Source organism: Pseudomonas sp. B14(2022) (assembly GCF_012030485.1).
In the GTDB taxonomy this organism is placed as follows: Bacteria; Pseudomonadota; Gammaproteobacteria; order Pseudomonadales; family Pseudomonadaceae; genus Aquipseudomonas.
Genome location: NZ_JAAUVM010000020.1, coordinates 25593 through 46645 on the forward strand (window position 1 = coordinate 25593; position 21053 = coordinate 46645).

20 protein-coding genes are annotated in these 21053 nt (G+C 61.7%); 11 read left to right on the top strand and 9 right to left on the bottom strand.

Annotation, left to right across the window (positions count from 1 at the left end):
• Positions 1-7: 7 nt before the first annotated feature.
• The 9 genes from mrdA to HCF10_RS23905 all read left to right on the top strand — a co-directional run bounded on the left by mrdA (position 8) and on the right by HCF10_RS23905 (position 9500).
• Entirely contained in the window at positions 8-1906 is a 1899-nt protein-coding gene (gene mrdA, locus HCF10_RS23865; RefSeq protein ID WP_145336738.1) for a penicillin-binding protein 2, read from the top strand.
• A 31-nt stretch (positions 1907-1937) separates the two neighbouring features.
• A complete protein-coding gene (rodA, locus tag HCF10_RS23870; protein ID WP_167656578.1) occupies positions 1938-3041 on the top strand; it encodes a rod shape-determining protein RodA in 1104 nt (367 codons plus the stop codon).
• A 17-nt stretch (positions 3042-3058) separates the two neighbouring features.
• Positions 3059-4069: a lytic murein transglycosylase B gene (mltB, locus tag HCF10_RS23875; protein WP_131700096.1), complete on the top strand. Its 1011-nt coding sequence runs from the start codon at positions 3059-3061 to the stop codon at positions 4067-4069.
• Positions 4069-5067, top strand: coding sequence for a septal ring lytic transglycosylase RlpA family protein (locus HCF10_RS23880; RefSeq protein WP_092488466.1), 999 nt, complete (start codon positions 4069-4071; stop codon positions 5065-5067). The genes mltB and HCF10_RS23880 overlap by 1 nt, the downstream gene beginning before the upstream one ends.
• A gap of 180 nt (positions 5068-5247) precedes the next feature.
• Entirely contained in the window at positions 5248-6405 is a 1158-nt protein-coding gene (locus tag HCF10_RS23885; RefSeq protein WP_131700097.1) for a D-alanyl-D-alanine carboxypeptidase family protein, read from the top strand.
• An 84-nt stretch (positions 6406-6489) separates the two neighbouring features.
• On the top strand, positions 6490-6765 hold the full coding sequence (locus HCF10_RS23890) for a DUF493 domain-containing protein (RefSeq protein ID WP_017848340.1): 276 nt from the start codon (positions 6490-6492) through the stop codon (positions 6763-6765).
• Entirely contained in the window at positions 6765-7412 is a 648-nt protein-coding gene (gene lipB, locus HCF10_RS23895) for a lipoyl(octanoyl) transferase LipB (RefSeq protein ID WP_027605241.1), read from the top strand. The genes HCF10_RS23890 and lipB overlap by 1 nt, the downstream gene beginning before the upstream one ends.
• Before the next feature lie 26 nt (positions 7413-7438).
• Positions 7439-8440 (top strand): lipoyl synthase, encoded by a 1002-nt coding sequence (gene lipA / locus HCF10_RS23900; RefSeq protein WP_057444888.1) that lies wholly within the window; start codon positions 7439-7441, stop codon positions 8438-8440.
• Positions 8441-8579: 139 nt separating this feature from the next.
• Entirely contained in the window at positions 8580-9500 is a 921-nt protein-coding gene (locus HCF10_RS23905) for a S66 peptidase family protein (RefSeq protein ID WP_167656549.1), read from the top strand.
• A gap of 68 nt (positions 9501-9568) precedes the next feature.
• Here the strand turns inward: HCF10_RS23905 and HCF10_RS23910 are convergent, their stop codons facing one another.
• The 5 genes from HCF10_RS23910 to leuS form a co-directional block, all read right to left on the bottom strand.
• Positions 9569-10894, bottom strand: a complete 1326-nt coding sequence (locus HCF10_RS23910) for a lytic murein transglycosylase (protein ID WP_167656550.1) — start codon at positions 10892-10894, stop codon at positions 9569-9571.
• 61 nt (positions 10895-10955) lie between these two features.
• The gene (gene arfA, locus HCF10_RS23915) at positions 10956-11120 is read right to left on the bottom strand and encodes an alternative ribosome rescue factor ArfA (RefSeq protein WP_003176285.1); all 165 of its coding nucleotides are present in this window, start codon (positions 11118-11120) and stop codon (positions 10956-10958) included.
• Positions 11121-11328: 208 nt separating this feature from the next.
• Positions 11329-12366 (bottom strand): DNA polymerase III subunit delta, encoded by a 1038-nt coding sequence (holA, locus tag HCF10_RS23920; protein ID WP_131700100.1) that lies wholly within the window; start codon positions 12364-12366, stop codon positions 11329-11331.
• A gap of 39 nt (positions 12367-12405) precedes the next feature.
• Positions 12406-13011, bottom strand: coding sequence for an LPS-assembly lipoprotein LptE (locus tag HCF10_RS23925; RefSeq protein WP_131700101.1), 606 nt, complete (start codon positions 13009-13011; stop codon positions 12406-12408).
• Between the two features lie 88 nt (positions 13012-13099).
• Positions 13100-15706 carry a leucine--tRNA ligase gene (gene leuS / locus HCF10_RS23930; protein ID WP_167656551.1) on the bottom strand — a complete coding sequence of 869 codons (2607 nt, stop codon included), beginning with the start codon at positions 15704-15706 and terminating at the stop codon, positions 13100-13102.
• 261 nt (positions 15707-15967) lie between these two features.
• Between leuS and HCF10_RS23935 the strand changes: the two genes are divergently transcribed.
• Complete coding sequence (locus tag HCF10_RS23935) at positions 15968-16285, top strand: hypothetical protein (protein WP_053138081.1); 318 nt, start codon at positions 15968-15970, stop codon at positions 16283-16285.
• Between the two features lie 97 nt (positions 16286-16382).
• A complete protein-coding gene (locus HCF10_RS23940) occupies positions 16383-17144 on the top strand; it encodes a YdcF family protein (protein ID WP_167656552.1) in 762 nt (253 codons plus the stop codon).
• Between the two features lie 35 nt (positions 17145-17179).
• Here HCF10_RS23940 and lnt read toward each other — a convergent pair whose 3' ends face one another.
• From lnt to HCF10_RS23960, 4 genes are read right to left on the bottom strand one after another with little or no spacing between them, the layout of a single operon-like run.
• On the bottom strand, positions 17180-18703 hold the full coding sequence (lnt, locus tag HCF10_RS23945; protein ID WP_131700105.1) for an apolipoprotein N-acyltransferase: 1524 nt from the start codon (positions 18701-18703) through the stop codon (positions 17180-17182).
• Between the two features lie 8 nt (positions 18704-18711).
• On the bottom strand, positions 18712-19551 hold the full coding sequence (locus HCF10_RS23950) for an HlyC/CorC family transporter (RefSeq protein WP_005791724.1): 840 nt from the start codon (positions 19549-19551) through the stop codon (positions 18712-18714).
• A gap of 42 nt (positions 19552-19593) precedes the next feature.
• Positions 19594-20052 (bottom strand): rRNA maturation RNase YbeY, encoded by a 459-nt coding sequence (ybeY, locus tag HCF10_RS23955; protein WP_167656553.1) that lies wholly within the window; start codon positions 20050-20052, stop codon positions 19594-19596.
• On the bottom strand, positions 20045-21049 hold the full coding sequence (locus HCF10_RS23960; RefSeq protein ID WP_131700106.1) for a PhoH family protein: 1005 nt from the start codon (positions 21047-21049) through the stop codon (positions 20045-20047). The genes ybeY and HCF10_RS23960 overlap by 8 nt, the downstream gene beginning before the upstream one ends.
• Positions 21050-21053 lie beyond the last annotated feature (4 nt).

A 21053-nucleotide genomic window follows, 5' to 3' on the forward strand; every position in this document is an offset into this window, starting at 1 on the left:
CCTCCCGATGACCCAGCCGATCCGCATCAAGGACCACGAGAAAGACGCACGTCTAGTACGCGCGCGTGTGGTGTTTGGCGCTTTTATGGTGGTGGGTTTGATCGGGGTGCTGATTGCGCGCCTGTATTTCCTGCAGGTGATCCAGTACGACTATCACTCCACGCTGTCGGAGAACAACCGGGTGCATGTGCAGCCGATTCCGCCTACCCGTGGGCTGATCTTCGACCGCAATGGCGTGGTGGTGGCGGATAACCGGCCCAGCTTCAGCCTGAGCATGACCCGCGAACGTTCCGGTGATTGGCAGCAGGTCCTCGATGTGATCGTCGAGGTGTTGCAACTGACCCCGGAAGACCGGGTGATCTTCGAGAAACGCATGAAGCAGGGGCGTCGGCCATTCGAGCCGGTGCCGATCCTGTTCGAGCTGACCGAAGAGCAGATCGCGCGGATCGCGGTGAACCAGTTCCGCCTGCCGGGAGTGGAAGTAGTGGCACAGTTGGTGCGCCACTATCCCCAAGGGCCGCACTTTGCCCACTCCGTCGGCTACATGGGACGGATCAACGAGAAAGAGCTGAAAAGCCTCGATCCCGTCAATTACAGCGGCACCCACCATATCGGCAAGACCGGCATCGAGCGTTTCTACGAGCCCGAGTTGCACGGCCAGGTGGGTTACGAAGAAGTCGAGACCAATGCTCGCGGCCGCGTGCTGCGGGTGCTCAAGCGTACCGACCCGGTGCCGGGCAAGGACATTGTGCTGAGCCTGGACATCAAGCTGCAGGAAGCGGCCGAGATGGCGCTGGGCGGCCGGCGTGGCGCGGTGGTGGCGCTGGACCCGAAGACCGGCGAAGTGCTGGCGATGGTCAGTCAGCCGAGTTTCGATCCCAACCTGTTCGTCACCGGGATCAGCTTCAAGGCCTACGCCGAGCTGCGTGATTCCATCGACCGGCCGCTGTTCAACCGCGTACTGCGCGGCCTGTACCCGCCGGGTTCGACCATCAAGCCGGCGGTGGCGATTGCCGGCCTGGACGCCGGTGTGGTGACTGCATCGAGTCGGGTCTACGACCCTGGTTACTACATGCTGCCCAACTACGATCACAAATACCGTAACTGGAACCGCACCGGTGACGGCTATGTCGACCTGGATACCGCGATCATGCGTTCCAACGACACCTATTTTTACGACCTGGCCCACAAGCTGGGGATCGACCGCTTGTCCGCCTACATGGGCAAGTTCGGCCTCGGTCAGAAAGTCTCCCTGGATATGTTCGAAGAATCCCCTGGCCTGATGCCATCGCGGGAGTGGAAGCGTGCGACCCGCCGCCAGGCGTGGTTCCCGGGCGAAACCCTGATCCTTGGCATCGGCCAGGGCTATATGCAGGCCACGCCTTTGCAGCTGGCCCAGGCCACGGCGCTGGTGGCCAACAAAGGCATCTGGAACCGCCCGCACCTGGCCCGGACCATCGAAGGCGAAAAGCCTTTGGATGAAAACCCCATCCCCGACATCGTGCTGCGCGACCCGTCCGACTGGACCAAGGTCAACCACGGCATGCAGCAGGTGATGCACGGCGCACGCGGTACCGCGCGCAAGGCGGCGATCGGTGCGCAATACCGTATCGCCGGCAAAAGTGGTACCGCCCAGGTGGTCGCGATCAAGCAGGGCGAGAAATACGACCGCTCCAAGGTCCAGGAACGCCACCGCGACCACGCCTTGTTTGTGGGTTTTGCCCCGGCCGACGACCCGAAAATCGTGGTGGCGGTGATGGTCGAGAACGGCGAGTCCGGCTCCGGTGTGGCGGCGCCTGTGGTGCGCCAGGTGATGGACGCCTGGTTGCTGGCCGACGACGGCAGGCTCAAGCCCGAATATGGCGGCCCCCCTTCAACCCCAGAGGTTACGGCCAGTGAAGAGTAATTTTGACCGCATCCTCTCCAGCGAGGATGTGATGCGTCGTCGCGCCACGCTGCTGCAGCGCATGCACATTGATGGTCCGTTGCTGATCCTGCTGCTGACCCTGGCGGCCGGCAGCCTGTTCGTGCTGTATTCGGCCAGCGGCAAGAACTGGGACTTGCTGATCAAGCAGGCGTCGTCGTTCGGCCTGGGCCTGTTATCCATGGTCGTGATCGCCCAGCTGGAGCCGCGTTTCATGGCGCGCTGGGTGCCGCTCGGCTATGTCGCCGGCGTATTGCTGCTGGTGGTGGTGGACGTCATGGGCCACAACGCCATGGGCGCGACCCGCTGGATCAACATTCCGGGGGTGATTCGCTTCCAGCCGTCGGAATTCATGAAGATCCTGATGCCGGCGACTATCGCCTGGTACCTGTCCAAGCGCACCTTACCGCCGCAGCTCAAGCATGTGGGGATCAGCCTGATCCTGATCGGGGTGCCGTTCATTCTGATCGTGCGCCAGCCTGACCTCGGCACGTCGCTGCTGATCCTGGCTGGCGGTGCGTTCGTGCTGTTCATGGGCGGGTTGCGCTGGCGCTGGATCCTCAGCGTGCTGGCGGCGACAGTACCGGTGGCCGTGGCCATGTGGTTCTTCTTTATGCACGACTACCAGAAGCAGCGAATCCTGACTTTCCTCGATCCCGAAAGCGACCCGCTTGGCACCGGTTGGAACATTATCCAGTCGAAGGCGGCCATCGGTTCCGGCGGTGTATTTGGCAAGGGCTGGCTGCTGGGCACCCAGTCGCATTTGGACTTTTTGCCCGAGAGCCACACCGACTTCATTATTGCGGTGATGGGCGAAGAGTTCGGCCTGGTAGGCATTTGCGCGTTGTTGCTGATCTATTTGTTATTGATTGGTCGTGGCCTGGTGATTACCGCACAGGCGCAGACGCTGTTCGGCAAATTGCTCGCCGGCAGCCTGACCATGACTTTTTTTGTTTACGTTTTCGTCAACATCGGTATGGTCAGTGGCCTGCTGCCGGTGGTTGGGGTGCCGTTGCCGTTCATTAGCTACGGCGGAACTTCGCTGGTGACATTGCTGTCAGCGTTTGGGGTTTTGATGTCGATTCATACGCATCGCAAGTGGATCGCACAGGTTTGAATAAGGTGAAGATGTCAATGCAAGTAATGCGCGGCTGGGCGACTCGGCATGCGTCCTGGATGGGCCTGATTGGGCTGCTGGGCGCAACGCAGGAGGCGCAGGCCGGTGACTACGATGGCTCACCCCAGGTCGCCGAGTTCGTCGGTGAAATGACCCGCGACTACGGTTTCGCCGGTGAACAGCTGATGGGCGTGTTTCGCGAAGCGCAGCGCAAGCAGGCGATCCTCGATGCTATCTCTCGCCCCGCTGAGCGCGTGAAACAGTGGAGCGAATATCGCCCTATGTTCCTCACCGACGCCCGCGTGGCCCGGGGTGTGGACTTCTGGCGCCAGCACGAGGCCGTATTGGCCCGCGCCGAGCAGGAATACGGCGTGCCGGCCCAGGTGATTGTCGCGATCATTGGCATTGAAACCTTCTACGGGCGCAATACCGGCAGTTACCGGGTGATCGACGCCCTGTCTACCCTGGGCTTCGATTACCCGCCGCGCGCCGACTTCTTCCGCAAGGAACTGCGTGAGTTCCTGCTGTTGGCCCGTGAAGAGCAGGTCGACCCGCTGACCCTCAAAGGCTCCTACGCCGGTGCGATGGGCTTGCCGCAGTTCATGCCGAGCAGCTTTCGCGCCTACGCGGTTGATTTCGACGGCGACGGGCACATCAATATCTGGAGCAACCCGGACGATGCCATCGGCAGTGTGGCCAGCTACTTCAAGCGCCATGGCTGGGTCGGTGGCGAGCCGGTGGTGATCCGCGCCGATGTCACCGGGGAGCACGCCGATGAAGGCCTGACCCAGGGCATCGAGCCGGCCAAGACGGTTGGGGAGTTGCGGGCGCTGGGCTGGTCGAGTCAGAATGCGCCACGCGACGATATGCCGGTGACGGCGTTCCGCCTCGAAGGTGAAAACGGCCCTGAATACTGGATGGGCCTGAAGAATTTCTACGCAATCACGCGTTATAACCGCAGTGTGATGTACGCCATGGCCGTGCATCAGCTGTCAGACATGCTGGTCCAAGCACGGGGCAACAAGTAATGCGGGCATCGCCGTTCAATCAACCGCTCAAGCTGGTGGCGTTCGCCGCGTTGTCCCTGCTCGTCGTCAGTTGTTCCACCAGCCGTGGCCCGGTACAGAAGTCCGGCGGCACGGCTGTGCGTTCCCAGCCAGGACTGGACATCAACCGCGCGCACAAAGACGGCGCGCCGTGGTGGGATGTCGACGTGTCGAAGATCCCGGATGCCACGCCGACCCTGCACACCGGCCCATACAAGGCCAACCCCTATACGGTGCTGGGCAAGTCCTACTTCCCGTTGCAGGACTCCAAGACCTACGTGCAATCGGGCACGGCGTCCTGGTATGGCACCAAGTTCCACGGTCAGAACACCGCTAACGGCGAGGTCTACGACCTGTACGGCATGAGCGCGGCCCACAAGACCCTGCCGCTGCCCAGCTATGTCCGCGTGACCAACCTGGACAACAACCGCACGGTAATCCTGCGGGTCAACGACCGTGGACCGTTCTATTCGGATCGCATCATCGACTTGTCCTACGCCGCCGCCAAAAAACTCGGCTATGCCGAAATCGGTACCGCGCGGGTCAAGGTCGAAGGCATCGATCCGGCGCAGTACTGGGCCCAGCGTGGCAAACCAGCGCCGTTGATGCTCAACGAGCCCCAGAGTGCGCAGCCGCAAGTGACGGCATCAACCGGCAAGATCGAACAGTGGACACCGCCACCGCAGCAGCATGCACCGGATACCGTGGTCGTGCCCCATGCGGCGCCAGGCGCCGCGGTCGCGGGCGGGCAATACCTGCAAGTGGGCGCTTTCGCCAACCCGGATGCGGCAGAACTGTTAAGGTCCAAGCTCAGCAGCATGGTCAGCGCGCCAGTGTTTATCAGCTCCATCGTGCGTAACCAGCAAACGTTGCACCGTGTGCGTATGGGCCCGATCGGTTCGCCGAGCGAGGTTGCACAAGTGCAGAACAGCGTGCGTCTGGCCAACCTGGGGCAACCCAGCGTGGTCACCGCTGAATAAAAAAGGATTGATGGCTCAGGTCCGTGCGCGGGTATGAGCCGTGGTTGTTGGCTCGTTGAACAATAAAAACCCAGGGGCAAGGGGTGAGCGTGCAACCGAACACGTGACAGTCTGGTAGCGGGCTGTCTGAATAAGTTTTGCCCGCGAGGGCAAGTTTCCATAAGCAATTTCGAGAGACGGATGAACATCACCACCTTAGCCAAACGCACGTGCCTGCTTATCTCGCTGATCATCACCCCGGCCGCCTGGGCGGTTGAAATGGTGCCGGCTTCACCGCAACTGGCTGCCAAGTCCTGGGTCCTCATGGATGCCGCCAGTGGCAACGTGCTGGTCGAGAGCAACGGTGACCAGCGCCTGCCACCGGCCAGCCTGACCAAGCTGATGACCGCCTACATCGCGACCCTGGAAATCCGTCGCGGCCAGATCGGCGAAAACGACCCAGTGACCGTCAGCGAAAACGCCTGGCGTACCGGCGGTTCGCGGATGTTCATCAAGGTGGGCTCGCAAGTCACCGTCAGCGACCTGCTGCACGGCATCATCATCCAGTCCGGTAACGACGCCAGCGTCGCCCTGGCCGAGCACATCGCCGGCAGCGAAGACGCATTCGCCGACATGATGAACAAAACCGTGGCCGACCTGGGCATGACCAACAGCCACTTCATGAACCCCACCGGCCTGCCAAACCCTGAGCACTATTCGTCGGCTCACGACATGGCGATCCTGGCGCGCGCGATCATTCGTATCGACCCGGTTCACTATGCGATCTACTCCCAGAAGGAGTTCTTCTGGAACAACATCAAGCAGCCTAACCGCAACCTGTTGCTGTGGCGCGACAAGACCGTCGACGGCCTGAAAACCGGCCACACCGAAGAAGCCGGCTACTGCATGGTGTCGTCTGCGGTACGTGATGGCCAGCGCCTGATCGCCGTAGTCTTCGGCACCAATAGCGAGCAGGCCCGTGCGGCCGAGACGCAAAAACTGCTGACCTACGGTTTCCGCTTCTTCGAAACCCAGACCTTCTACCAGAAGGGTGCTGAACTGGCGACCGCGCCGGTGTGGAAAGGCGCGACTTCGCAAGTCAAGGCCGGCCTGGCTGAAGACCTGACCCTGACCATGCCTAAAGGCCAGCTGAAAAAGCTCGCTGCCAGCATGACCATGAACCCGCAATTGGTTGCACCCATCGCCAAGGGCGACGTGATCGGTAAAGTCGAAGTGAAGCTGGACGACAAGGTGGTACACAGCGCCGACCTGATCGCGCTGGACGCCGTCGACGAAGGTGGTATCTTCCGCCGCGTGTGGGATAGCATCCGTCTATTCTTCTACGGCTTGTTCAACTGATTGTGTGCACCTGCAAAGCCCCGCGTTGATCCGACGCGGGGCTTTGCCGTCGCCACGGCTTACCGCTTACGAGGCCGTTCTGCCATGACCGATAAAGAAGTAAAGGCGCCAAAGATCGAATTCCCGGTGACGGATTATCCCGTCAAGGTGATCAGCGATACCGGTGTAGGCAACAAAGACAAGATTCTGGATATCGTGCGTAAACACGCGACGATCAATGACAACCGGGTGGACGAGCGTTCGAGCACCAACGGTAAGTACACCACGATCCAGTTGCACATCGTTGCGACCGGTCAAGACCAGCTCTACGACATCAATAGCGAACTGCGGGCCACCGGCTTCGTGCACATGGTGCTGTGATGTCACAGGTCCTGGGCTTTCGCGAGCTCGGCCGGATGGACTACGAGCCCGTCTGGCATGCCATGCAGCGGTTCACGAATGAACGCGGCACTTCGGCACCCGATGAAATCTGGCTGGTGGAGCACCCGCCGGTGTTCACCCAGGGCCAGGCCGGCAAAGCCGAACATCTGCTGCTGCCGGGGGATATTCCGGTGGTGCAGGTCGACCGAGGTGGCCAAGTGACTTACCATGGGCCCGGTCAACTGGTGGCGTACCTGCTGCTGGACGTGCGCAAGCTGGGTTTTGGCGTGCGCGACCTTGTGAGCCGTATGGAGGCTTGCCTGATCGAGCTGTTGGCCAGTTACGGCGTGAGTGCCGCGGCCAAGCCCGATGCACCCGGTGTGTATGTGGATGGCGCGAAAATCGCGTCCCTCGGTTTGCGCATTCGCCACGGTTGTTCCTTTCATGGCCTGGCCCTGAACGTGGACATGGACCTGGCACCGTTCCGGCGGATCAACCCGTGCGGTTATGCCGGGCTGGCGATGACCCAACTGAGCGACCACGCCACACCGATTAAATTTGCCGAGGTAAGTGCCCGGCTGCGTGCGCAGCTCGTCAAACACCTCGACTATGCTGAGCAGACGACCCTCACGGGCGGAATCGACTGATTATGACTACTGATGCAGTGCAAACCATGATCCCGACGCTGGACATCACCGAGCGTCCGGCCCCGGCCCCGCGTGCCAAGGTGGAAGCCGGCGTCAAGCTGCGCGGCGCCGAGAAGGTTGCACGCATCCCGGTCAAGATCATCCCGACCACCGAGTTGCCGAAAAAGCCCGACTGGATCCGCGTGCGCATCCCGGTTTCGCCGGAAGTCGACCGTATCAAGGCCTTGCTGCGCAAACACAAGCTGCACAGCGTGTGCGAAGAAGCGTCCTGCCCGAACCTGGGCGAATGCTTCTCCGGCGGCACCGCCACCTTCATGATCATGGGTGACATCTGCACCCGTCGTTGCCCGTTCTGCGACGTCGGCCATGGCCGGCCGAAGCCACTGGACGTCAACGAACCGGAAAGCCTGGCCATCGCCATCGCCGACCTGAAACTCAAATACGTGGTGATCACCTCGGTTGACCGTGACGACCTGCGCGACGGCGGTGCCCAGCACTTTGCCGACTGCATCCGCGAAATCCGCAAATTGTCGCCGAACGTGATGCTCGAGACCCTGGTGCCGGACTACCGTGGCCGTATGGACGTCGCGCTGGAAATCACCGCTGCCGAGCCGCCGGATGTGTTCAACCATAACCTGGAAACCGTGCCACGCCTGTACAAGGCCGCGCGTCCAGGTTCGGACTACCAGTGGTCGCTGACCCTGCTGCAGAAATTCAAGCAGATGATGCCGCACATCCCGACCAAATCCGGCTTGATGCTGGGCCTGGGCGAGACCGATGAAGAAGTGATCGAAGTCATGAAGCGCATGCGCGAACACGACATCGACATGCTGACCCTGGGCCAGTACCTGCAACCGTCGCGCAGCCATTTGCCGGTGCAGCGTTTTGTGCACCCGGACACCTTCGCCTGGTTCGCCGAAGAAGGTTACAAGATGGGCTTCAAGAACGTCGCCTCGGGCCCGTTGGTACGCTCTTCGTACCACGCCGACGAGCAGGCCAAGCTGGTCAAGGCTAGCCTGGTTTCCTGATAGGGGTTTAGATCCAGTGTGGGAGGGGGCTTGCCCCCGATTGCGGTATGTCAGTCGCTACATGTGCTGGCTGATCTACCGCTATCGGGGGCAAGCCCCCTCCCACATTTCGTTCTGCGTTAGTTAGGGAGAGTTGTGTATGACTGCAGCCGTTCCAGCCCTTCGTTCTGAAGGCACCATCGCCCTGATCGCCCCCGCCGGCCCCGCCGTGCTGGACGTAGAAAAGGCCGGCCAATGGATGCGTACGCGCGGCTACGATCTGCGAATTTTCCCCGGAGTCTATGAACGCGACGGCTACCTCGCCGGCAGCGATGCAGTGCGCCTGCGTGACCTGCACGCGGCTTTTGCCGATCCGCACATCGACGCTATCTTCTGTCTGCGCGGTGGTTACGGCACACCACGGCTGCTCGACGCGCTGGATTTCGACCTGCTGCGTGCCAATCCCAAGCCGTTCGTCGGCTATAGCGACATCACCGCCCTGCACCTGGCAATCAACCGTTACGCCGGTTTCGTGACCTTCCACGGGCCGATGCTCAATGCCGACCTGCTCGGCGGCAAACAACAACCTACCGAGTCATCATTGTTCGGCCTTCTGCGCGGCCAGCTGGGCGCCGGCAGTGTGCTGGCGCACCCGGTGGCGTACCCGCTGACCACGATTGAGCCTGGCATTGCCCGTGGGCGCTTGCTGGGGGGTAACCTGTCGATGATTGCGGCGGTCATGGGGACGCCTTACGAAATCGACGCTGAAGGCATCATCCTGTTTATCGAAGACGTCAATGAGCCGATCTACCGCATTGACCGTCTGCTGACCCACCTGCGTCTGGCGGGCAAGTTGGCGCAGGTCGCGGGTGTGCTGGCAGGGGATGTGGCGGGTGTGGATAACGTTGCGCTGGAGCGCCTGCTGAAGCAGACGTTCGAGCCGTTGCGCATACCGGTACTGGCCGGCTGGCGCAGCGGGCATTGCGATCCGAACCTGACGCTGCCGATGGGCGCATTGGTACGGTTGGATGCGGGGGAGCAGCGGGTGGTGTTGGAGCAGGATGTGGTGCTCAGGTCCTGAGTCTGTTGGCGTTTGAGACACCGCAATCGGGGGCAAGCACCCGATTGCGGTAGTCGCCATACGCGGATCTATCGGTTTTGCAGCGACTCCAGCAATTTCACCGTCGGATACCCATCCGCCGGCCAGCCCAGCGTCTGCTGCGCCGCCCGAATCGCCTTGCGCGTGTTTGCGCCAATAATCCCATCCGGGTTGCCGGCGTCGTAGCCATTGGCGCTCAGCGCCGTCTGCAGGTCAATGCGCTGGGAACGGCTCAGTGGCAGTTCATCCTTTGGCCAATCGCCACGAATCACACCACCGCCGCCAAAGCGCTCCGACAACAGACCCACTGCCAGTGCATAGGACGACGAGTTGTTGTACTTGAGGATCGCGCGGAAGTTATCCAGCACCAGGAACGCCGGGCCACGGTAGCCTGCCGGTAGCAGCAGGGCGGCGGACAGTTGGTCGACGTTCGGCGGCATACTCGCGCCCGGTGGCAGCTGAATGCCCAGTTTCATCCAATCGGCAATGCTCTTGCGCACGCCGCCGTCAGCCAGGGTGTAGTCGAAGTTCGCCGGCAATTGCTTGACTTCAAAGCCCCACGGCTGGCCTTTCTGCCAACCGGAGCTTTGCAGGTAGTGCGCGGTGGACGCGAGGGCGTCGGCCGGGCTGTTCCAGATGTCGCGGCGACCGTCGCCATCGAAGTCCACCGCGTGGGTGTTGTAAGTGGTCGGAATGAACTGGGTCTGGCCCATGGCCCCGGCCCAGGAGCCCTTCATCTGGTCGGCGGCGATGTCGCCGTGCTGGATGATCTGCAACGCCGCGAGCAATTGCGCCTGGGCAAAGGCCGGGCGGCGGCCTTCATAGGCCAGGGTCGCCAGGGAACGGATCACCGAGTTGTTGCCCTGGAACTGGCCGAAGTTACTCTCCATGCCCCACACCGAGACCAGCGCCTGGCGGTCGACACCATAACGCTGCTCGATGCTTTGCAGGATGTCGGCGTACTTGACCAGCAACGCCTGGCCATTACGTACGCGCAGCGGCGACAGGGCGCCGTCGAGGTATTCCCACACCGGTCGGGAAAACTCCGGCTGGCTGCGGTCGGCGCGGATCACCGCCATATCGGGGGTGACATTGGCGAATGCAGTGTCGAAAACGTCGGCCGTGATGCCGGCCTGCAGGGCTTGCGCGCGAAAGCCAGCCTGCCATTCAGCAAAGGTCTGGGTCGGTTGGATGTCGAGATTGTCCACGGCCAGGGGGGCCACGACGGCAGGTGCTACCACGGGTGCGGTCTGGAGCTTCGGCAAGGGTTGGGCATCGGCGGCGGTGGGTTTTTCCGCGCAGGCGACAAGCAGAATGAGGCTGGAGGCAGCGATCAATTGGCGAAGGTGCCAACGACGGGAAAGACAAGAGGGCATGCACAGGTCCAGGAATTACAAATCAGGCACAGACCTTATCATGCCAGAGGGGCGCTTGCCTTCAGGCAGCCAGAAAGTAAGAAGCCTCCCAGCTATTAGACTGGAAGGCTTCGCGGCGGTAGCTGCCTTTGCCCTTGCCGGCGCGTTCCTGACGGCTACGGAACAGTGGCTGGGCGATGATGGATTTGGCCTTGTTGGGGCCATGCTTGGATGGCTTTTTGCTCATGGTCGATGCTCTTGATGGGGGGATGCGGCGCAAATAATCTGCCGAAGTCAGGTCGCTGTAAAGCCCATGAATTGTAAACGCAATCAAAAGTGTGGAAGGGGGCTTGCCCCCGATGGTGGTGTTGCAGTCAATACATGTGTCGACTTCAGCGCCGCCATCGGGAGCAAGCCCCCTCCCACATTGGTTCTGTGGTGTTTGGAAACTAGGGTTATTCCGCTGGTAATGTCAGGCGCTGACCGGCCATCAACAGCGACAAACGGCTGAGGCTCATCCACGGTGAACCCGCCGCCTGGCCCTTGATCTGTGCATCAATGCGCTGCGCCTCCAGCAACAGCTGCGCCCAGCGTTGCGCCGAGTGCCGTTGCAGGGCTTTGCTCATAAGGGGTTTGCGCTTGTCCCACACCGGTGGCCGAGCCTGGCTGAAGCACTTGTCCAGCGGCGTGCCCTGGCTGTATTGCAGGGCAATATTGGCCAATACCCGTAGCTCCCGGGCCAGGGCCCAGAGAATCACCGGCGGCTCCACACCTTCGCCACGCAGGCCTTCGAGCATGCGCAGGGCATGGGCGGGCTCGCCGTTGAGGATCGCATCCACCAGCCCGAACACGTCAAAACGTGCACTGTCTGCTACTGCGCCTTGGACGGTCTCGACGGTAATCTGCCCGTCTTCGGCCATCAGCTTGAGCTTTTCGATCTCCTGGGCGGCGGCAAGCAAGTTGCCTTCGACCCGCGCGGCGATCAGCTCCACTGCATCCTGTGTCGCGGACAGCCCCGCCTGGGACAGGCGCTGGCGAATCCATTGCGGCAACTGATTGCTGTCCACTGGCCAGATCTGGATGAACTGGGTCTGCGCCCCCTCCACCAGGGCCTTGCCCCACTTGGTCTTCTGCGCGCTGCCGTCGAGCTTGGGCAAGCTGATCAGCAACACCGTGTCTTCGGCGGGCCGCGAGCAGTATTCCATCAGTGCCGCCGCGCCCTTATCGCCGGGCTTGCCCGAAGGCAGGCGCAGCTCCAGCAGGCGTTTTTCGGCGAACAGCGACATGCTTGCACCGGCTTGCAGCAGCGTGCCCCAATCGAAACTGGCGTCGGCGCTGAATACCTGGCGTTCATCGAAGCCCTGCTGGCGTGCGGCGGTACGGATGGCGTCGGCGGCTTCCTGGCACAGCAGCGGGTCATCACCGCTGACGATGTAGACAGGCGCGAGGCCACCTTGCAGGTGTTTGGCGAGTTGGGCGGGGGCGAGTTTCATAGGCAGGGTGAACGGGGCGCCTGGGGCGCCCCGTCTGGCTTACTCGACAGGTACTTCAACAGGCGATTGTTTCGGCGTGTTGTCTTCGTACTCTTTCGCTGCTTTCAGCGCGTCGGCATCGGCCTTGGCCTTGTCGTCAGCGCGTTGCTGCAAGGTTTCGAGTTGTTGCGGAGTCAGCAGCGACAGGCGCAGGACCATGCGTTGCACCAGCTCGCGACGCATCTCCTTGCGCACCTGGATGATTTCGGAGTCCGAACCCACCAGGTTGTTACCATCGTGGCTGACAATCTTCTGCACCTGAATGTCGTCGTTCATCAAGGGCAGGCGATCGCGGCCCTGGACTTCAAAACTGAGCACGGTGCTCAGTTCTATATCGGACGCGCGCCCGGCGCTGGCGTAGCTCAGGTTGCGCTGGGTTTCTTTCTCGTTAGCCAGGAACAGCTTGTAGGTCGCGCCGGTGTAGACGTGCACGCCGCTGTTTTCAAGGACCTGGCGCAGCTGGGTCACTGTTTCGCTGTAGGCGTCGCGAGCGCTGACGTCCAGTTCCTTGATCGTCAGGTCATTGGTGCCGGTGCCGCGCAGCTGGAAGCCGCAAGCGCTCAGCAGTACGGCAAGGCCCATAACCAGCAGATTGCGTTTGATCATTTTGTTGCTCCCCTTGAAACCATGTGGGCCTTATCGAGGCCCTGAAGGCTTTGTTCGGCGCAGGGCTTGAGCCCCACGCCCGATCCGATTAGCTAGCGACGATATTGACCAGTTTGCCAGGCACCACGATCACTTTGCGGATCGTCAGGCCTTCGGTAAAACGCAGCACGTTCTCGTTGACCCGTGCGGCCGCTTCGACTTCTTCACGGCTGGCACTGGCCGGCATGTCGATCTGGCCGCGCAGTTTACCGTTGACCTGGATGACCAGTTGCAGCGTGTCCTGTACCAGGGCGCTGTCATCCTGCACCGGCCAGCGTGCATCGATGACCGCGTCGCTATGGCCCAGGCGGCTCCACAGTTCGTGGCTGATGTGCGGCGTGATCGGCGCCAGCAGCAGGGTGACCGTTTCCAGGCCTTCCTGCACCAGTGCGCGATCCTGTTCGGTCGCTTGCGGGGCTTTTTCCAGCACGTTCATCAGCGTCATCACCTGGGCGATGGCGGTGTTGAACTTGTGGTTCTGGCCCACGTCCTGGCTGGCTTGCTTGATGGCCAGGTGAGTGCTGCGGCGAATGAGTTTCTGCTCGTCGCTCAACGACGCTACGTCGAGCTTGGCCGGCAGGCCCTGGCTGACATGGGCGTGCGCCAGGCGCCAGACGCGCTTGAGGAAACGGTGCGAACCTTCGACGCCGGAGTCGGACCATTCGGCGCTCATGTCAGGCGGCGAAGCGAACATCATGAACAGGCGGCAGGTATCGGCGCCGAACTGATCAATCATTGACTGAGGGTCGACGCCGTTGTTCTTCGACTTGGCCATCTTCTCGGTGCCGCCGATTTCCACCGGCAGGCCGTCAGCGATCAGTTTGGCGCTGATGACCTTGGCTTTGCTGTCGCGCTCAAGCTCGACGTCCGCTGGGTTGAACCAGGTGTAGGCGCCATTGGCTTCGCGACGATAGTAGGTCTCGGCGATCACCATGCCCTGGGTCAGCAGGTTCTTGAACGGTTCGTTGGAGCTCACCAGGCCTTCGTCGCGCATCAGCTTGTGGAAGAAGCGCGCGTACAGCAGGTGCAGAATGGCGTGTTCGATACCACCGATGTACTGGTCTACCGGCAACCAGTGGTCGGCTGCAGATTTTTCCACCAGGCCGCCTTCGTAATGAGGCGACGCGTAGCGAGCGTAGTACCACGAGGACTCGACGAAGGTGTCCATGGTGTCGGTTTCACGCTTGGCCGGCTGGCCGCATTTCGGGCAGTTGCACTCGTAGAACTCAGGCATGCGTGCCAATGGCGAACCGGCGCCGTCCGGCACCACGTCTTCCGGCAGGACGACCGGCAGTTGGTCTTCCGGCACCGGCACGTCACCGCAGGTTTCGCAGTGGATGATCGGGATCGGGCAGCCCCAGTAGCGCTGGCGGCTGATGCCCCAGTCGCGCAGGCGGAACTGGGTGCGCGAGGCACCGAGGTTCTTCTTGATCAGTGCAACTTCGATGGCGTCGAAGGCACCGGCGAAGTCCAGGCCGTCGAACTCACCGGAGTTGATCAGCGTACCGTGCTCGCCGTAGGCGTCTTGCCACGGCGCCGGGTTGGTGTCGCCCGAACTGGTGCGCACCACCGACTTGATCGGCAGGCTGTACTTGGTGGCGAATTCGAAATCGCGCTCGTCGTGGGCCGGCACAGCCATTACTGCGCCATCACCGTAGTGCATCAACACGTAGTTGGCGACCCATACCGGCAACTTCTCGCCGGTCAGCGGGTGCTCGACGAACAGGCCGGTCGGCAGGCCTTTTTTCTCCTGGGTGGCGACGTCGGCTTCAGCCACGCTGCCGCCTTTGCATTCGGCGATGAACGCCTGCAGCTCGGGGTTGTTCTGTGCGGCCTGGGTGGCCAGCGGGTGCTCGGCGGCCACGGCGACGTAGGTCGCGCCCATCAGGGTGTCGGGACGGGTGGTGAAGACTTTGAGTGCGCCCGCTTCGCCGATGGAGTCGACGTTGTACGGGAACTGCACTTCCATGCCCTTGGACTTGCCGATCCAGTTGCGCTGCATGGTCTTGACCTGTTCAGGCCAGCCCGGCAAATCGTCGAGGCTCGACAAGAGTTCATCCGCGTAGGCGGTGATCTTGAAGTAGTACATCGGGATTTCGCGCTTTTCGATCAGCGCGCCGGAGCGCCAGCCGCGACCGTCGATCACCTGTTCGTTGGCCAGGACGGTCTGGTCGACAGGGTCCCAGTTCACGGTGCCGCTTTTTTTGTAGATCACGCCTTTTTCGAACAGGCGGGTGAACAGCCATTGTTCCCAGCGGTAGTAGTCCGGCTTGCAGGTGGTGACTTCGCGGGACCAGTCCACCGCCAGGCCCAGGCTGCGCAGCTGGGTCTTCATGTAGGCGATGTTTTCGTAGGTCCACTTGGCGGGGGCCACGTTGTTTTTCATCGCGGCGTTTTCCGCCGGCATGCCGAAGGCGTCCCAACCCATGGGCTGCAGGACGTTCTTGCCTTGCATGCGCTGGTAGCGGGAGATCACGTCGCCGATGGTGTAGTTACGCACATGCCCCATGTGTAGCTTGCCGCTGGGGTAAGGGAACATCGATAGGCAATAGAAAGTCTCCTTGCCTGGCTGTTCACTGACTTCAAAGGACTTTTGCTCGTCCCAGAAGGTTTGGACGGCATTTTCTATTTCACGGGGCTGATATTGTTCGTGCATGGCTACTTTTGAACTGAATAGGGGTGGCCTAATCCTCTTCGGTGCAACGTTCAGGTTGTTCGACACCAAAAAGCGGCGCGTCCGTGCCCAAACCCTGCGGGAAGTGGAGTTACAGGAAGCGCCGTAGCATACATGACCCCACTCTATCGAGGGAAACCCTGATTGCGCGGCGAGGGCCGTCTGTCGCGGCGCCGGGCAGGCGCAGCCACGGGGACTACGCTGTTTATTGGGGAGCAAGTCTTTCTTCAATGAGGTGAGGGGATGGTCGAATCGCAGCGAATCGCAACGAAACCGGAAATCTACGAAGGACTGATCGACCGATTGGGTCGTGCATTGGATGCAGCGAGGACCGCGGGCCGATTGCGTGATGAACGGCCCGTCGAGTTGGAACTGCGCGGTTTGAGCCGTGCGGAGCTGGAACTGATCAAAGCTTACCTGGAACGTAACAAGCGCAGTGCGCCTCCTTGGGTGGCAACCCCGCCAGCCAAAGAGCCTACGCACTCAGCCAAGGTGGTGTGGCTCAAGGACTTGTCGGCCGGTCGTGGCCCGGAAAGGCTCCGGTCCGCCCGCTTCAAGTAGTTCACTCGCCTGAATCACGTCATCGTGCCATGTCACTGTAAAGATTGTCGCTGAACCCCGTTACACCTTAGGCTTCGGGCATCTTTGGAGATGCCCGATGCCTATTCGTTATTTCATCAAACAACTGCTCCTGCCACCCGGCATCCTCTTGCTGCTGCTGGCCCTTGCCTGGTGGTTTCGTCGCAGTCGCCCACGTTTGGCTGGCTGTTGCTTTGCCCTGGGGTTTGGCGGCATGTGGTTGATCAGCCTGCCGGTGACGGTGGAGTGGGGCGCGCGTGCCCTGGAGGCCGAACCGCCGTTGGCCCGTGAAGACTGGTCGACCCTGGCCCAGCGCGCCGACGCCATTGTGGTGTTGGGCTCGGGACGCGAGCGCGGCGACCCGGCATGGGGTTCTGATCAGCCGACCGGTATCGGCCTGGAGCGCCAACGGTATGCCGCGCGATTGGCCAAGGCCTCCGGGCTGCCGGTGTTGACGACCGGCGGCCTGCATTACGGCACGCCGCCCAGCGAGGCGCAATTGATGGCGGTGTCGATGCAGGATGACTTCGGCGTTGCTGTGCGCTGGAGGGAAGAGCGCAGCCGCACCACCTGGGAAAACGCGCAGATGAGTGCCGAGATTCTATTGCCTGAGGGCATCAAGCGTGTGGTGGTCGTGACCCAGGCCTGGCACATGCCGCGTTCGGTGTGGAGTTTTGAACAGGCCGGCTTCACCGTGGTGCCGGCGCCGGTGGGGTTCCTGGGCGTGGACAACGCCCGGCCGCTGGGCGGCTGGCTGCCGGAGTTCAAGTCGGTGTGGCAGAGCGGGCAATTGATCAACGAGGCGGTGGGGCAGGTGGGGTATCGGTTGTTCTATCGATAACACCGCCCCCTCCCACATTGGTTGTGCATTGTCTGTTAGACGGTTTTTGACATCCGGCCTGCCAGCAACGCCCAACCAAACAACCCCAGGCACACGATGATCAGCGGCCACGAGCGCCATTGCAGGTACGGCGTCAGGTTGTGCATTGGCACCACTTCGCCGTAGAGAATGCCGCGTTCGAACTGCGGGATCTGCACGGTGATCTGCCCAAACGGGTTGATCAACCCGGTCACGCCATTATTGGTGGCGCGGATCATCCAACGGCCAGCCTCCAGTGCACGCATCTGCGCCATTTGCAGGTGCTGCAAGGGGCCGATGGAGCGGCCGAACCAGGTGTCATTGCTGATGGTCAGCAGCAGGTCGCTCTGGGCTGAAAGGCCGGCTGCGAATTCCGGGTACACCACTTCGTAGCAAATGAACGGCGCAATCTGATAGCCCTTGGCTTGCAGCATCGGCTGGTCGGCAGGGCCGCGGGCGAAGTCCGACATGGGCAGGTCGAAGAAGGCAATCAGGCCGCGCAACATATCCTGCAGCGGCACGTACTCGCCAAACGGCACCAGCTTCTGCTTGAGGTAGGTGCCGTCACCTTCACCCACCACGGTGATGCCGTTGAAGTAGCGCTTCTGGTGATGCACTTCCTGGCGTATCGGCACGCCGGTGATCAACGCGGTGTGCCGGTCGGCCGCAAACTTGCCCATCATCCCCAGGTAGCCCTCGACGGACTCCTTGAGCACCGGCACCGCCGTTTCCGGCCACACCAACAGGTCGACCGGCTTGGAGCTGAAGCTCATGTCGCGGTACAGCGCGAGCTGCGCATTGAGCTGCTCAGGGTCCCACTTCATGCTTTGTTCGACGTTGCCCTGGATCGCAGCGACGGTCAGCGGCGCGCCAGAAGGCGTGGTCCAGGCATGATGCTTGAGCGCCAGGCCGATGGCCCAGGGCGCTACCAGCAACACCAGGCCAGCGCCGATAAATGCATTGCGCTTGGCCGCCAGCAGGCGCGGCAGGTTGCACAACAGGGCCGCCGTCAGTGCCAGGGCAAACGAAATCAGCCACATGCCGCCCACTGGCGCCAGGCCGGTGAGCGGGCCGTCGAGCTGGCTGTAACCGGAGTACAGCCACGGGAATCCGGTGAGGAACCAGCCGCGAAAGGCTTCCTGGCCGACCCACAATGCGGCAAACGTGAGCGCATCTGCCAACGGTGCTTCATTGCGACGCAACCAGCGCGCCCATAGCCAGGCGGGCAGGGCGAAGAACCAGGCAATGGCGGCGGTGAACAGCAGCATCAGGAACCCCGCCAGCAGCACCGAAGCGCCGCCGAAGTGGTGGATGCTGTAATAGATCCAGCTGGTACCGGCGCCAAACAGCCCGAAACCGAAGCACCAACCACGGCCCAAGGCCTGACGCGGCGTCAGTTCCCGCAGTCCGATATAGAACAATCCGACCGCGACCAGTGCAAATGGCCACAGGTCGAACGGCGCCAGCGCCAGGGTGGTGATGGCGCCGGCCACCACGGCCAGCAAATTACCGGGCCAGCCGGGGCGGGTCAGACGGCGCATATCAATCCTTAGCGGGCAATAGGTGTCAGGCGAATCAAGTGGATGCGGCGGCTGTCGGCATTCAGGATGCGGAAGCGATAGGCGCCGATCTCGGTGGTTTCGTTACGCTTTGGCAGATGCCCGAACGCACTCATTACCAGGCCACCGACGGTGTCGAACTCATCGTCGGAGAATTCGCTGTCGAAGAACTCGTTGAAGTTCTCGATCGGCGTCAGCGCCTTGACCAGGAAGTCACCACTGGGCAGCGGCTTGATGTAGCTGTCTTCTTCGACGTCGTGCTCATCTTCGATGTCGCCGACGATCTGTTCCAGCACGTCCTCGATGGTCACCAGGCCCGCCACGCCGCCGTATTCGTCGATCACAATGGCCATGTGATTGTGGTTGGCGCGAAATTCGCGCAGCAGCACATTCAGGCGCTTGGATTCGGGCACGAAGGTGGCCGGACGCAGCAGGTCCTTGATGTTGAAGCTGTCACCGTTCTCCTTGAGGATCAGCGGCAGCAGGTCCTTGGCCAGCAGGACACCCATGACGTCGTCATGGCTTTCACCGATCACCGGGTAGCGCGAGTGCGCCGAGTCGATCACGGCCGGGAGGAATTCCCGTGGGGTCTGGGTCGCCTTGATGCTGATCATCTGCGAACGCGGGACCATGATGTCCCGAACCTGCAGGTCAGCCACCTGGATGGCGCCTTCGACGATGGCCAGCGCTTCGCTGTCCAGCAACTTGTTCTGATGGGCCTCACGCAGCAGCTCCAGCAGCTCCTGGCGGTTTTTCGGCTCGTGGGCAAAAGCCTGGGTCAGTTTACCCAGCCATGACTTTTGCCCGTTGCTCGATCGGTCTTCGCTCATAGCGATTACTCTAAATCCTTTGATGTGACAGTTGAGTGTTGATCAGTTTTCGTCGTCTGCATACGGATCAGGGTGACCCAATTCTGCAAGCAACGTTCGTTCCAGCGCTTCCATTTCCTCGGCTTCTTCATCATCTATATGGTCGTAACCCAAGAGATGCAAGCAGCCGTGGATGACTAGATGGGCCCAGTGAGCCTCGAGTTCCTTGCCTTGTTCCTTTGCTTCACGCTCGACCACCTCGACGCAGATCACCAGGTCGCCCAGCAAGGGGATGTCCAGTAACTCATCGGGTACGTCAGCGGGAAACGACAGCACGTTGGTCGCGGAGTCCTTCTGGCGCCAGGTGTGATTCAGTTCGCGACCCTCGGGCTCGTCCACCAGGCGGATGGTCAGTTCCGAGTCGGCGGTGCGCTGGCGCAGGGCCAGGGCGCACCACTCGCGGAACTGTTCTTCGCTGGGGGCGGGCGCTTCGGTGGCCAGCTGCAGGTCAAGCTCAAGCATCGCGGCGAACGTCCTTGGCCGGTGCGTCATCGCGGTGGTCGAAGCGCTCATAGGCTTCGACAATGCGCTGCACCAGTGGGTGGCGGACCACGTCCTTGGGCATGAAGTGCGTGAAGCTGATACCCGGCACATCCTTGAGCACCTCGATCACCTGGGCCAGGCCGGACTTGGTGCCTTTGGGCAGGTCGACCTGGGTGACGTCACCGGTGATCACGGCGGTGGAGCCGAAACCGATCCGGGTGAGGAACATCTTCATCTGCTCGACGGTGGTGTTCTGGCTTTCGTCGAGGATGATGAAACTGTTGTTCAAGGTGCGGCCGCGCATGTAGGCCAGCGGAGCGATCTCGATCACCTGGCGCTCGATCAGCTTGGCCACGTATTCAAAGCCGAGCATCTCGTACAGCGCGTCGTAGAGCGGGCGCAGGTACGGGTCGATCTTCTGGGCCAGGTCGCCGGGCAGGAAGCCGAGTTTTTCACCGGCCTCCACCGCTGGGCGCACCAGCAGGATACGGCGTACTTGCTCGCGCTCCAGAGCGTCGACCGCACAGGCCACGGCCAGGTAGGTCTTGCCGGTACCGGCGGGGCCGATGCCGAAGTTGATGTCGTTGCCGAGGATTTCCTTGACGTAGCGCTGCTGATTCAAGCCGCGAGGGCGAATCATGCCTTTTTTGGTACGCAGGGCAACGCTGGCTTCGGCCACCGGGTTGTTGGCCAGGTCTTCCACGGCGGACTCCTGCAGGTACAGGTGCACCGTTTCCGGCGACAGTTCACTGCCCTTGGTCTCGCGATAGAGGCGACGCAGCAGGTTTTCTGCAGACGTGGTGTGTTGGGGGTCGCCAATAAGCTCGAACTGATTGCCGCGATTGCGGATCTCGATGCTCAGGCGTTGTTCGATCAGGCGCAGGTGCTCGTCGAACTGTCCGCACAGGTTGGCGAAACGGCGAGCCTCAAAGGGCTCGAGGAGAAAACGATGGGGTTCTGCTATGGGTGCGTTCAAGGTT

Bases quoted from the DNA above. Each gene is read 5' to 3' on its own strand.
- mrdA (WP_145336738.1), top strand. From the start codon at position 8: ATGACCCAGCCGATCCGCATCAAGGACCACGAGAAAGACGCACGTCTA.
- rodA (WP_167656578.1), top strand. From the start codon at position 1,938: ATGCGTCGTCGCGCCACGCTGCTGCAGCGCATGCACATTGATGGTCCG.
- mltB (WP_131700096.1), top strand. From the start codon at position 3,059: ATGCAAGTAATGCGCGGCTGGGCGACTCGGCATGCGTCCTGGATGGGC.
- HCF10_RS23880 (WP_092488466.1), top strand. From the start codon at position 4,069: ATGCGGGCATCGCCGTTCAATCAACCGCTCAAGCTGGTGGCGTTCGCC.
- HCF10_RS23885 (WP_131700097.1), top strand. From the start codon at position 5,248: ATGAACATCACCACCTTAGCCAAACGCACGTGCCTGCTTATCTCGCTG.
- HCF10_RS23890 (WP_017848340.1), top strand. From the start codon at position 6,490: ATGACCGATAAAGAAGTAAAGGCGCCAAAGATCGAATTCCCGGTGACG.
- lipB (WP_027605241.1), top strand. From the start codon at position 6,765: ATGTCACAGGTCCTGGGCTTTCGCGAGCTCGGCCGGATGGACTACGAG.
- lipA (WP_057444888.1), top strand. From the start codon at position 7,439: ATGATCCCGACGCTGGACATCACCGAGCGTCCGGCCCCGGCCCCGCGT.
- HCF10_RS23905 (WP_167656549.1), top strand. From the start codon at position 8,580: ATGACTGCAGCCGTTCCAGCCCTTCGTTCTGAAGGCACCATCGCCCTG.
- HCF10_RS23910 (WP_167656550.1), bottom strand. From the start codon at position 10,894: ATGCCCTCTTGTCTTTCCCGTCGTTGGCACCTTCGCCAATTGATCGCT.
- arfA (WP_003176285.1), bottom strand. From the start codon at position 11,120: ATGAGCAAAAAGCCATCCAAGCATGGCCCCAACAAGGCCAAATCCATC.
- holA (WP_131700100.1), bottom strand. From the start codon at position 12,366: ATGAAACTCGCCCCCGCCCAACTCGCCAAACACCTGCAAGGTGGCCTC.
- HCF10_RS23925 (WP_131700101.1), bottom strand. From the start codon at position 13,011: ATGATCAAACGCAATCTGCTGGTTATGGGCCTTGCCGTACTGCTGAGC.
- leuS (WP_167656551.1), bottom strand. From the start codon at position 15,706: ATGCACGAACAATATCAGCCCCGTGAAATAGAAAATGCCGTCCAAACC.
- HCF10_RS23935 (WP_053138081.1), top strand. From the start codon at position 15,968: ATGGTCGAATCGCAGCGAATCGCAACGAAACCGGAAATCTACGAAGGA.
- HCF10_RS23940 (WP_167656552.1), top strand. From the start codon at position 16,383: ATGCCTATTCGTTATTTCATCAAACAACTGCTCCTGCCACCCGGCATC.
- lnt (WP_131700105.1), bottom strand. From the start codon at position 18,703: ATGCGCCGTCTGACCCGCCCCGGCTGGCCCGGTAATTTGCTGGCCGTG.
- HCF10_RS23950 (WP_005791724.1), bottom strand. From the start codon at position 19,551: ATGAGCGAAGACCGATCGAGCAACGGGCAAAAGTCATGGCTGGGTAAA.
- ybeY (WP_167656553.1), bottom strand. From the start codon at position 20,052: ATGCTTGAGCTTGACCTGCAGCTGGCCACCGAAGCGCCCGCCCCCAGC.